Annotated in this window: 2 protein-coding genes; both read right to left on the bottom strand. The window is 59.5% G+C overall.

Annotated elements, in window-relative coordinates:
• Positions 1 to 75 precede the first annotated feature (75 nt).
• Entirely contained in the window at positions 76 to 387 is a 312-nt protein-coding gene (locus tag M5G18_RS07525; RefSeq protein ID WP_273897377.1) for a DUF7957 family protein, read from the bottom strand.
• Complete coding sequence (locus M5G18_RS07530; RefSeq protein WP_273897378.1) at positions 387 to 13,622, bottom strand: hemagglutinin repeat-containing protein; 13,236 nt, start codon at positions 13,620 to 13,622, stop codon at positions 387 to 389. The genes M5G18_RS07525 and M5G18_RS07530 overlap by 1 nt, the downstream gene beginning before the upstream one ends.
• Between the last annotated feature and the right edge of the window lie 86 nt (positions 13,623 to 13,708).

Genomic DNA, 13,708 nt, shown 5'->3' on the forward strand with positions numbered 1-13,708 from the left:
GTGAGCTCGCCACGAATCACTTCCAACACCCGACCAACAATAACCCCCCCTTTCCTTTCCGTAGGCTTGACTAGTTCATCTGACCAGCAAACCAGGAACCGCCTTTCCCGTTTCTACATCAATATCGTACATTCCACCGTCCCATCTATAGGCTTGAATCCGACCGTCACTGAGGATGATATTCGTGAAGGCTCCGCCATCGGTATCAAAATCCGAAACCACCTGCCACACAACCTGTCCAGCTTCATCTAACAGATAAATATTCCTCGCACACTCAATAGAGCCGTGCAAGGCTTCCTGACCAAGTCGATCAATCAATACAAGAGTTAACGACTCTGAAATTTCGATTGTTTTTGAAACCTTATCCAGATCAACGACTTTAGTCATTACAACGCCCTCGGTATTCCAAAGCTTTCGTTTGGTATCTGGCCCAACAACTGGTACTGAACACCACCTTTGCTGCTCGCTCCAAACTCAGGCTGTGCTGCTACACGGCCAACCTGCATGTTAGTCCCCGGAGGAACAGTCACGTCCGCGACCTGAGTAGGGACTTTCGGCAATGCCAGGTGCTGCTGAATTTGTTGAGGTGTCATGCCCGCAATTTCGTCAGCTCTCACCAAAAATGCTCCTTGTGGGTTATCCACAGTAGAAACACGGGCGAATTTTATATCAGTAGTCGTGGTAAAGGTTCGCACCTGTGACCCCGTGTCATACGGTGGATTCCAGCCCTTCGCTACAAACGGAGCATTGGCCTCGTCGGCAGAGATGGCTCGTACATTGGTAATAGAGTTTTTAGGTAGATTCTTGGTGGTTACGACTGTTTTTATATTATTGACGCTGGATACTTCCAGTTGAGAAATTGCCTCGCCTACCTTCGCACCATCCTTGCCGACCAGTTGACTCAGGGCTTTGCTTGAAATCTCTACGCCGACTTTTCCTAGAGCAGAAGCTCCTTTCGCCAACCCGCCTATCTCGACGGCAAGCCCCCCCACTGTGTACAAAAGCTTTCCGATATCCCGACCCAATTGCAGAGCCTGGTCCGTACCACCGTACTCCAGCGCGTACTCCATCCGGCCAATAGACTCCAGCAGGCTATTGACCGCTGCATCGCCAATTTTTTCACGCAGTTCTTTGCTTTCAACAAACTGCCGAATACCGCTGAGGCTCTCCATAGGGCTCGCGATGAAGTCTGCAATACCTTCAACATCCTCCCAGCCGCCTTCCTGCAATCCGATGATCAAACCGAAGCCGGTAACCATATTCTGAGTGGTGTCAATGCTTCTCCATTTACGCCATACCTTGAGCTTCTCGATAAGATCCGGTGCCGCGTCGAGTTCCTTATCCCTTTGCACTTCCTGTTGGGTGGCCAGCCAGTTGTTATCAACGTTCGCGATTGCCGCATTGTTCGCAGTGGCTGCACCATCAGGGTTGGCCGCCGCAGCAATGGCGGTCACCAGGCTAGTGATGAGGTTACGTTTGGTCTCTCGATCCGCTGCTGTTTCATTCGGATCAGGGTCTGAAAACAGTCCCGTCAGCACACTGGCAGCTGCTCCACCCAATGCACCAGCCGAGCAACTTTGATTGCTGGCAGCAGCGCCAGCACAACCGAGGATCGCATGCAGACCCGCATGTACCGGGCCGCCCTCCTTCAGCCCTTTCAAGACCAGTTGCCCAATGTAGTCCGAGCCCTGTTGCTGAACATAGTTGACCACCATGTTCTGAGCGAACTGGGCGCTGCTACCCGTGACTCCGCCACTGACTCCGGCAACCAACGCCGTCGCGATTTGCCGGTAAGTTCCTCCAGGTCCCCAGTTCTCGCCAATACTTTTGACTTCTTGCGCGAGCTTTAAGTAGTTCTCACGATGACGAGCTTTTGCAGACTCAGACAATTTTGGGTCGTGGGAAGCCGCCAACTCCAGATCAGCCTGCTTTTTCTTGGTGTCCGCTTCCTGAGCACGGTTTTCTATGTACTGCGAAACGTTCTGTACAAACTTGCCGACAATCTCGAAATTCACGCCAATTTCCTGAGCGTCGAAAATCGGTTTGAGTTTGTTACTTCCGTCGCGATCACTGGAAACATTGGTATTGATCGCTGCAATTGTTTGCTCGGCCGTTTTCCCGGTCAGTTCCTGTTGTTTGGCATCGTTAGTGATTGTCACTGCGGCACCACTGATCCCGCTGTGGGTTGTGCTGCTAGAGTTGCCGCTGGCAAATAGAACGATTGGCGCGCTGGCGTTTGCACCTTCTTTGGTGGTAACGACAGGGCCTCCACGATTTGCAGTGCCGCTATTGCTGGCACCACTACCTGCGTTGAATCCGTAACCACCACTGAGGTTGATGCTGCTGGCATCGTACTCAGCCTTGTTCTTGATATCGGAGCTCGTCAAAGTGCCGGTGCTCAGCGTATTTTTGCCATCGGCGACCGCTTTGTCAGTGCTGGCGATAACAGCCCCCACCAAATCGGTATTCCCCGCTACTTCAACCTGGAATCCACCATTACCCGCCTTGATCCCCGACTGCTCGGAAACGCTGGCATAGTCGCTTTGCATATGCTGGGAAGCGATACCGCCACTGATGCTGCTGGTACCTACACAAAAAGGCGGGATGCAAACACTGAGGCCAACGTTTGCGCTCAGTTGCTTGGAGGTAAACGTACTGGTGTCCTGCTGACTCTCGATATTAAGGTCACCGCCTACTTTAACTTTGACCGTTTCACCATTGGCGACTGCGCCTTTGATGTTGGTGTCCCCGCCGCTCTGCAGGTTGAGCGTATGACCTGACTTTATCGACGTGTTGGTGTGGGTTACATCATCACCGTCGGAACTGCCACGCCCTTTGTTGGCGGCCAGTTCAAAGGTGATGCCATTGCTTTGACCGAAGCCGAAACCAATACCCGCGCTCCAGCCACCATTACTGTTGGTGCTTTCCTGATGCGCTGTATTTTGGGCAGACAGCAGATTGATATCCCCGTCGGCCTTGAGGCTGACGTCACCGCCACCCTCGATTCGACTGCCCACGACATTGATGTCACTGTCGGCTCCCGCCCCTGTCGCGACAATGCTGACATTACCGCCTGCAACAACATCACTGCCGACAACATTACGGCCGCTTTGGCTGCTGTTCATACTGCTCTGGCTGTTGCTCAGGTTGACGCTGACTTTCACCCCGACTCTCGGGTCCTGCATCATTGCCTGCCCGGCATCGAACGCCTGGCTGGCACTCATGGCAGCATTCACAGCAGCCAGCGCTACCATTCGGTCATCGCTGGTTTTCTGCGCGGCCTCCCCCATCTGCTGAATACCGCGCAGGGCGTCAACCAGCGGAATACTGACTGTCCCACCCACAGCAGTACGATTGGTGCTGGCTGTTTTGTTGGTATTCAGCGTGTCGAATCCTGCTTCGATATCGACGTGTTTGGCCTTTATGCCGATATCACCTTGCGGGGTTACCAGTTGGCTCGCACTCTGAGTGTAGTGATCCCCAGCGATGAGCGAAATATCGCCACCCAGAGAGGCGATCTGACTGCCGGACTGACGGGTCGAAGTGCTTTGATCGGCCTCTTTGGTCTTGACGATACCGGTCGCTGGCTGCCACCAGGACCCAATTTGCCCGACCTTTTTACTACCAGATTTAGAACTTGAAGACTCGGAGTTTTCCGCGCTGGTGATCTCAAGATTTCGACCAGCATTGATACCGATATTCTTGTCGGCAACCAGCGTGCTGCCCTCTACCACCGAATCACGGCCGCTCTTGATCTGAATGCTGCCAGCGCTGATATCGCTACCAATATTTTGAGTTGAGGATTGCTGGCCGTGCTGGGTTTTCCGAGTGGAGGAAAGCTCTCCTCCAATCGTGAACCCCGTCTTGCTGGAGCTTTTCGACTGGCTGGAGGTCTGGGTCTCTTGAGCTGCGCCGATCAGGACATCGTTTTCAGCCGTCAGTTTTACCTCGTTCACCGCACGCAAAGCCGCCGCTTGCAAGGTGATGTCGTGGCTCGACTTTAGTTCGATATTCTTTGCGCTGAGCTCGGTACTGTTCAGACGCGTCTGCGTCACCTCACTGCTGCTGGACTTGCTTGAACTCCAGCCTTTTTTCGAGGAGGCAGTGGCTTGGCTGTGGGAGTCTTCGGCAGCAAGCAAGTTGATGTCACGGCCAGCAGAAGCCAGCAATGTTCCATCGCTATTAAGCTTGGCACCGATCAAGTTGACATCTTGTCCACCCGAGATCACCAGCTTGGAACCTGCCTCGATTGTCGAACTCACGGACAAGACTGTCTCGCTTTCGCTCATCGTGGACTTTTTCTTGCCAAACGAACCTTTTTTGGTTTTCGAGTAGTAGTCGTAATCGACGTCCTCTGCCGTCTCGACATTTACGTCATCACCGGCGAACAAGTACGCCTCATTGCTGGCGCTGATTCGACTGGCAATAAGATTCAGGTCCTTCCCGGCGCTGACAGCGATATCACGACCCGCGTTGATGACACTGGACTGTTGGGACACATTCAACGACTCAACCTGAGTCCGCTTGCTCCGAGCCACATACTCGCTTTCATTCGCCGCAGACGTTATGAGGACATCGTTACCAGCGTTCAAACCGAGATCCCGCTTCGCATCCAGCCGACTACCCACAACCGCCACATCACGATCGGCACTGATCGTCAGATCCCGCCCGGACTTAACTTCAGCGCCATGCTGAGTAATGGTCTGATTGAGGAAGCTGCTGCCCCGACCTGTGGTGCTGCGATCCTGAACCGAGGTGATGTTGACGTCGCGATCGGCATCGAGCGTCATGTCGCGGCCGCTTTGCAGCACACCCCCGATGTTGTTGATGTCTTTGCCGGATTTGATCGTCAGGTCATTGGCCGCTTCGATCCGAGAGGCGTTGTCCAGTACATCGCGGTGGAACAGGTTGCCGCCACGGTTGCTGTCGATGCTGAACACGTCGCGCTGGTTGATCACGCTACCGTTGGTTGCGGTCAGGCTGACATCCTTGCCGGAGATGATACCGCCGGATTTGTTGATGATGTCGTTGCCGGCCTTGAGGGTCAGGCGTTCGCCGGCTTCGATCAGGCCGGTGTTGGTCAGGTTGTTGCCAGCCTCTGCCGACAGGTTGTTGGAGGCACGCAAGGTGCCGGCGTTGTTCAGGTCGCCGCCGGCGATCAGGGTCACGTCACCGCCCTGGATCAGCGCGCCGTTCGGCGCCAGGCGGTTGTTGGCCTGGGCCAGGTACAGCACTGGCACCAGGACTTTTTCGCCGTTCACTTCGTGCTCTTCGAGCCAGACGATGTCGTGGGTCAGTGCCGCCACTTGCTGAGCCGTCAGGGTCACGCCGAGGGACAGATTGAGCTGATCCTTGCTGGCGACCGCGTTGTTCATGAGGTACTTGAACATCGCTTCGTCGGAGGTCTGGCCGTCGATGAAACGCTGGCCGGTGCGGGCGACCACGGCCTGCTGCACCATGCGCTGCTCGAACAGGCCGTCACCCAGGCGTTTGGCGCTGGTGTCGGGGTCGTAGCCGAGCTTGCCCAGCAGGTAGTCCGAGCTCATGAACTGCTTGAGGTTGGTCAGCGCCGGGTTGGTTTCGATCAGGTACTTGTGCGGGTTGGAGCGCACGCTGGTGTCGGGCAGGCCCTGTACGCGAGGTACGTCGAACGAAACCTGGCCACGGTTGGGCGCCAGTACGCCGACCGGTCCGTCGCCGGCCACCGGGCCTACGTTGAACTGTGCGGTCTTGTCGTTGAGGTTCAGCGAGGGAACGCCGCTCAAGGCCAGATCGCGTTTTTTCTTCGAGACCGGGTCGTTCTGGTCGAACTGCAACGCGGTCGCCGACCGTGCGGGCATGCCGTCCGAACGCTGGGTGGCGCTGGCGGCAATGGTGCCGATGGTCCAGTCGCGATTGGCTACCAGGTCTTGCTCGCTACCGCCCTTGTGGCTGAGACGGAACAGACCGTTCTCGCCGGTTGGCAGAGTGAAGCCCGGCAGGGACAGCGGGTTGACCTGTTGTTGCGCAAGGTCCGGCGGCAGCTGGGAATTGATGCGGATGACCGTCGGGACCACCCCGCCACCCAGTTGAGTGGAGCCCAGGCGAGACGCCCCGCCCGCCGATGCGTTACCGTTGCGAACGACGCCGTTGTCGAGTTTGTTTGTCGCGTTGATGTAGACCGTGCCGCCCGCCTGAACGACGGCATTGGCGTTGGCCGATGGGCTGCTTTCAACGGTGGTGTTTCTGAAAAACGTTGCGTTCTTGACGGCGCTCGGGGCTTCTGTGCGTACGCCGCTGGCGTAGCTCGAACCGGGATAGAAGAACTTGGCGTCGCTATTGAGAATGATCGAGCCAAATACATAGAACCTCGGCGCTTCACCGCCACCTTGACGGCTACGTATCGCGGTCAGGGATTCAACCTCGTTCATGTCCCAGGTATGTATGGTGGGGACCATGACGATCTTGCCGTTCCAGACACCGGTTTTGCCCGAGTCATAGTTCGGATCGTTTGCGGCGTTGTAAGCAAGAACATCCTCCCAAAAGAAGATATTTTTTTCTTTACTGCCTGGCGAATCAAACCAGCGGGTGACGGTGTAGTCCCCGACCGTGGCCCCTTGGTTGGTGAAATTCTGCACGTTAAGTGTCAGGTCACGTCCTGCGCTGACCACCGAGGCGTCGTTGATGAAATCACGCGCGCTGCCCACAAGATTTCGGCCGGCAGTCAACGTACCCGCTGCCGAGTCCTTGACGATGGTCGATTGGTATTTTTCCACCCAGACCATATGGCTTGGCAGATTCGACTCGCGAAGGACGTTGCTGAAGGAAGTGCAAGTCGTGCAACGAACGCCGATCGTACCGGAGATCAATCCGCCTCCGGCCACCTCAAACACATCCTTGCGGTTCTCGATGTGATCCGCCGCCAGGCTCAGGTCACCGGTGCTCTCGATGGTCCCGGAAATGTTGTTGATCGAAGAACTCCAGCCATTGCTGTCGTCCCGGGCAATGCTGATGTTGCCCATGCCGTAGATGTCGGCGTAGCGGTTGGTGAGCGTACCGACCCGTAGCGCCATGTCTTCGCCGCTGAAGATCAGCCCGTTCTGGTTCAGCAGCGAATTGCTGTTGATCCGCAGTCTTCCAGCGCTGCCCAGTGTTCCGTTGTTGGTGAGCGCGTCGGCATTGACCGTCAGTCGATCAGCCGACGTGATGCGCCCGAAGTTGGTCAGGCTGCCGCGGCTGATGATCGTGGAATCGGAAGCGCCAGTGATGCTGGCAGCGGCCGTCACATCGATCTGCGACGCGCTGAGTCCCATCGTTCCGACGCTACTGATCCGGCCATTGCCGCCATACCGGCCACCCAACTGGATATCCATGCCGCCATCACTGGCAATCAACCCGTCGTTGTACCAGTTCACCCCGCGCCCGGTGAGCTGGTTCGAGGCCAGCACCTGGCCGCTGGCCGTTTGCGTGAAGTTGTTGATGTTGAGCGTCAGGCGCCCGGCCTGGATGACGCTGCTGTTGGTCCAGCTGTCGGCGTTGAGGGTCAAGCCGCCGCGAGTCACCAGCGAGCCGCCGGCGTTCATCACGTTGGCGGTAGAGATGTCGAACTCGCCCGCGCCCACGTGGGTCACCGAACCGCCGGCGTTGAGGAAGCTCGGCGCGGCCAGAGTGAAGTTGGTGTTGGCGGTTTCCACCAGACCATTGCGGTTATCGAACAGGCTGCCGATCTGGAAGTCAGTCTTGCCGCTGGTGCCCAGGGCACGCAGCTTGCCGCTCTGGTTGTCGAGGTTGGTGGCACGCACGGCCAGGGTGCCGGCGCTTTCGATCAGACCACCGCGGTTGGTCAAACTCGTGCCCGCACCGAGGTCGATAACACTGCCGCTGACCTGGCCGGCGCTGTTGTTCATCGAGCCGGCGCTGACTTTCACCTGGCCTTTGGCGTAGATGCCGCCACCGCTGTTGTCGAGCGCATTGGTGCCGGCATTCAGCAGGATGTCGCCGGTGTTGGCAGCGATACGACCGCCGTCGCTATAGATGCCGCCGAGTGCGCGCAAGTCGAGGCGACTGCCTTCGATCTTGCCGCCCTGGCCGTTGCGCAACACGCCGGTCAGACGGGTTTGCAGCAGGCCCTTGAGACTGGACAGCATCCCGCCCCGGTTGTCGAGACTGGCAGCGGTGATGTTCAGATCGCCGGTCTGAGCGATGAGTTTACCGCCCTGGTTGTCGATGGCCCCGGTACCGGTGTTCACGGTCAGCGCGGTGAAACTCTGCACCGCGCCTTTGCCGTTGTTCAGCGCGGCGGCGGTCAGGTTGACGGCGGCATCGCGGCTGGAGATCAGGCCGTCGGCGTTGTTGTGCAGGGTGCCGTCGGCCTTGAGGTCGAGTTGACCGTTGGCCGAAATCGTGCCGCCCGCGCTGTTGTTCAGGTCACCGTGGGTCAGCAGGTCGAGCAGGCTCTGGCTGATCAATTGGCCGCCGCGGTTGTCGACGCTGGCCGAGCGCTTGATCACCAGCGGCCCGGTGCTGCCGAGTGCGCCGTTGACGTTGGTCAGGGCGCCGAGCAGGTCGAGGGTGACGCTGTCCTTGCCGACCAGACTGCCGCCGCTGTTGTCCAGTTGCGTACCGGTGAAGGTCAGCGCTTTGTTGGCCGTGATCCGGCCACCGGCGTTGTTCAGGGTAGCCGCGCGGACATCGAGGGAGTCGCCGCTTTCAATGAAACCGCCGGCGCCGTTGCTGATCGTGCCGCCGGTGATGGTCAGGGTCTGTTTGCCGCCGCTGGTGACGGTGCCGCTGGTGTTGTCCAGGCGGGTGGCCTTGATGGTCACCTCGCCGACGCCGCCCAACCCGCCGTTGCTGTGGTTGATCAACGCACCGCTAAGGTCGATGTTCAGGTTGCCGAGCAGGCTGGAGACGCTGCCTTCCTGGCTGTTGTCGAGAGTGCCGCCAGTGACGGTTACGCCCTTCCAGCCAGAGATCAGACCGCCCTGGTTTTTCAGCTCGGGCGCGGTGAGGGTCAGTTGATCGTTGCTGATCAGGTTGCCGCCGCGGTTGTCCAGGCTGTTGCCGGTGAGGCTGAAACTGTTGACGCTGGAGATTTCACCTTTCTGGTTGTTCAGGGCACGCAGCGTGGCGATGCTCAGCACGCCCTTGCTGTTGATCACGCCGCTCTGGTTATTGAGGTCACGCAGGTGGGCAATGCTCAGCAGGCCTTTGCTGCTGATCATGCCGTCCTGGTTGTTCAGATCCTGCGCGCTGCTGCCCAGATCGATGGCCAGGCCAGCGATGCCCACCAACTCGCCACCCTGGTTGTCCAGACCGGTACTGTTGAGGGTCAACTGTTGCGCAGCCTTGATGCTGCCTTTGTTGCGGTTGCTCAACAGGCCGTCGACGGTCACCTCGAGATCGCTGTCGCTGAGCAACACGCCGCCATCGCTGTTATCCAGGCTCGCCGCCCGGATCTGCAACGCGGCGGCGGCGATCTTGCCTTTGATCGAGCTCAGCGCCTTGTCGATGGTCAGGGTGAGTTTCTGGTTGCTCAGCACCTGGCCACCGCTGTTGTCCAGCGACGCGGCGATCAGGTCAAAGGCCTGCTCGCTGGAAATATCGCCGCCCCGGTTGTTCACCTCACCGAGGTTTTTCAGCAGCAATTGGCCCGGCGCCGTGACGAAGCCGTCCTGGTTGTTCAGCGCACCGCCCTTCAGGTCAAGACTCAGGTCGCCGGTGCTGAACAGCTTGCCGCCCTGCTGATCGAGCCCCTTGAGGTTGGCCACCAGAGAGTTGGCAGCGCCGATGCTGCCGCCAGTATTGGTCACTTGATCTGCGCTCAACTCCAGTCGATCGGCCGAGTAAATGCTGCCCTGACGGTTGTTGAGGTCACCGGTGTTGATGTTCAGGCCGGTCTTGCTGCTGATGACACCCTTTTGCTGGTTATCCAGAACACTGCTGTTGATCGTCAGCGCGGTGTCGGTGAGCAGTTTGCCGCCCTGGTTGCTGACGGCGCCTCGGGTGTCGACCGTGAGGTTTTTGGCACTGGAGAGCGTGCCGCCGTTGTTGCTCAGGCGTTGGGCATTGATCGCCAGCGCACCTTCGCTGATCAGGCTGCCCTGATTGTTGTTCAAGTCCGATGACAGGGTGATCGCCAGGTCTTTGCCGCTGCTCAGACGACCGCTGTTTTCCAGGGTCTGCCCGGTCAGCGTGAGACCGCTGTCACCACCCATCAGGCCCTTGTTGCGGTTGATGACCTGCCCCACCGTCAGCGCCAGATTGCCGCCGGCGGCGATGTAGCCGCTGTCGCTGTTGTCGAGCCAGGCGCCAATCAGGCTCACACCGGCCTTGCTCGACAGTTCACCGCTGCGGTTGTCGACGCGGTCAACGGTGAGTGTCAGCGCTTTTGTGGACCCCACCAGACCTTCCTGACGGTTGTCCAGACGGGCCGCCGTGACGCGCAGGCCATCGTCGGCGATGACCACGCCGGCCTGGTTGTCGAACAGGTCGGTGACGGTCAGGTCGACTTCGCCGCGCCCACGGATTTCGCCGCCGGTGTTGTTCAGACTGGCGCTGCGGCTTTCGAGGCTGGCTGAAGCGATCAGGCCCTTGATGTTGCTCAACGCCTGATCGACAACCAGGGTCAGCTTCTGGTTGCTCAGCAACTTGCCGCCATCGTTGTTCAGGCTTTGCGCATTCAGGCTCCAGGCATTCGCGCCAGAGATTTCACCGGCGCTGTTGTTCACCTCGGCGAGGTTTTTCAGCAGCAGCTGACCCGGCGTATGCAGGTTGCCGCGCTGGTTGTTCAACACGCCGTGGTTCATGTCCAGCGTCAGGTCGGCGTTGCTGAACAGCTCGCCGCCATCCTGCTCCAGCGAAGTGACCGACACGTCGAGTTGCTGCTGGCTGCCGATGCGCCCGCCGGAGTTGTCCAGGTGCGCGGCTTTCAGCTGCAGGGTGCCGTCGGTGGCCAGGCTGCCTTCATGACGGTTCTTGAATTCACCGGTGGTCAGCGTCGAATCGGCCTTGGCGCTGATGATGCCCTGGTCGCTGTTGTCGAGACTGCCGCTGTTGAACACCAGGCCTTTTTGCGAAGCGATCAGACCGCCCTGGTTCAGCACCGCGCCGGTCGAGGTCAACGCCATTGCCTCAAGGCTCGACAGTTTGCCCAGGCGATTGTCGAGGCTGCCGACCTTGAGGGTCAGCCGCCCTTCGCTGCTGATCAGACCGCCCTGGTTGTCCATGGCCTCATCGAAGCTCAGTTGCAGATCCGCCTGGCTGACGATCCGCCCGCCGACGTTGCTCAATCCGATCCCGCTCAGGGTGCTCGCGCCCTTGCTGAAAATCAGGCCATTGGTGGCGTTGATGATCTGCGCGACCTTCAGGCCCAGCGTGGTGTCGGACAACACTTTGCCGCCCTCGCTGTTATCCAGACGCGCGCCGTTGACCAACAGCGCCTGCTGGCTGGACAGCGAACCGCCGCGGTTGTCGATCTGCTCGACATTCACGGTCAGGTTTTTCAGCGAGCCGACCAGACCATCCTGGCGGTTATCGAGGTTTTTGCCGGTGAGCAGCAGATTGCCTTCGGCGACCAGTTCACCGCCCTGCTGGTTCAGGGTATCGATGTTGGCGTCGATATCAGCCTTGCCGGACATTCGCCCGGCGGCGTTGCTCACTTCGCCGGCCTTGAGCGTCATCAGCCCGGTCGAGGTCAGCAGGCCGCCATTGCGGTTGTCCAGTTTGTTGCCTTCGAAGGTCAGTGCCGCTTTGCTTTCGAGCCGGCCCTTGTCGCGGTTGTCCAGTTCGCCGACCAGCGCCCTCAGCGCCTTGTCCGAGCGAATCACACCACCCCGGTTATCCGTGTTGGCGCTGCTGACCGTCAGGTTGTCGAGGCCGGAAATCTTGCCGGCGCGGTTGTCCAGGCGAGTGGCCTGCACGTCCATGGCACCGTTCGCCTGGATCAGGCCCTTGCTCTGGTTGTTCAGCTGGCCGCTGATGCGGGTGGTCAGCGTGCCTTCGCTGATCAACTGGCCTTGCTGGCTGTTGTCGAGACTTTGCGCGCGCACGTTCAGGGCAGTCTTGCCACCGAGTTTGCCGGTGGTGTTGTTGATCGCCCCCGACGCGGTGATGTCCAGCATCCGCCCGGCCATCATCAGGCCGGCGACGTTATCCAGCGATGTGACCGTCAACACGGTGTCGCCCTGACTGCTCAGTTCGCCGTTGCGATTGATGAGCTGTCCGACCGTGCCGGTCAGGTTGCCCGCGCTGTTGATCACGCCCTGGGTGTTGAGCACCTGACCGGCGTTGAGGTTCAGGGAGGCGCTGCCGAGCACGCGGCCGACGTTGCGGTTGTCCAGCGTGCCGGCGGTAACACGGGTGTTCTGGCCGCTGAGTGTGCCGCTCTGGTTATTCAAAGTCTGTGCGGCGTCAACCGTCAGGTTACGGCTCGCGACCAGGCCTTTGCCGCGGTTGTCGATGGCTTGCGCGCTCAGGCTCAGATCGCCATTGGCATTGCGACTGCCGTCAGCATTGACCCCGGCTTCAATGGCCCCGGCGTTGGTCAACTGACCGCCCGCACTGAGGCTGATGCTATCCCGCGCCGCAAGCGTCTGCCGGTTGGTCAGGTCGCCCTGGGTCTGCACGTTCAGCGAAGTGCCGGCGTAGACCGCCGAGCGGGTCTCCAGGCTGGCGGCCTTGACGTTGACCGCGCCGGTGGCCGAGGTCTCGGCCAGGCTCAACTGGCCGTTGGCGTCGAGCTGGATGTCACCGCCGCTGGCAATCAGTTTGCCGTCGAGTTTCACCCCGACCCCGGCCTCGGTGCCGACCAGTTTGATCGCACCGGCGTACATGCCGCCCAGCGCCGAGGAGTCGATGGCCAGTTGCGGCTTGGCGCTGCCGTCGTCGGCGCGGGCCGTGGCGTTAAGGTTGTCGGCGTTGACGTCGTTGCGCCCGGCAACGATGGTCAGGTTTTTCGCCTGGATCTCGGCGTTGATCTTCGCCGTGCGGGTGATGATTTCGAAGCGGTCGACATTGGTTGCGTTGAGCCCGGCGCCCTCAATGGCGACGCTGCCCTGATCGACCTGGAAACGGTCCAGGCGACCGCTGCCATCCAGCACCGGTTTGCCGGTGGTGAGGGTGACGCGAGGCGTGTTGATAAACCCGCAACCGTTGCAACTGATACCGTACGGGTTGGCGACGATCACCCGCGCCGACTGCCCCGCCACTTCGGTGTAACCGCGCAACTGGCTCGGGCTGCCACCGATGACTTCGTTGAGGATCGCCTGGGCCGAACCACTATTTTTCAGGTGCGGGTTGTCAATGACGTACCCGCCCAGTTGGGTCGACGAAGCCTGGTTGGAGCCGTTGTTGAGGATGACGCCCTGCGCGCCGACGTTGTAGTCATGGAACTGGTTGTGCGACAGACCGGCCCCGTTGGGCGTGGCGATGTTGATGATCTGTACGCCGTTGCCGGCGCGATCAAGGGTGGTGCCAGGGTTGGCCACCACGATGCCGTCCGCCTGGGCCCACATCGGCTGCCAGAACATGACGTTGGCCAGCAAAAACGCCAGTCCTCGCTTGGGCATACCGCAAAACTGATCACGGCTTTTTACGGCGGCAGATGGCAGGCGAGCGAGAAAGGCGAACTGACGAACGTCCATGTAAAGGTCTCAATGCACAGGCAGGATGGGCGATTTGAAGGCAGGCGCGACGATCCCGACGGGGTTGCGAATGGCGCCCGTCAGAG

Origin of the sequence: Pseudomonas aphyarum (assembly GCF_028657055.1) — a bacterium.
Classification (GTDB): domain Bacteria; phylum Pseudomonadota; class Gammaproteobacteria; order Pseudomonadales; family Pseudomonadaceae; genus Aquipseudomonas; species Aquipseudomonas aphyarum.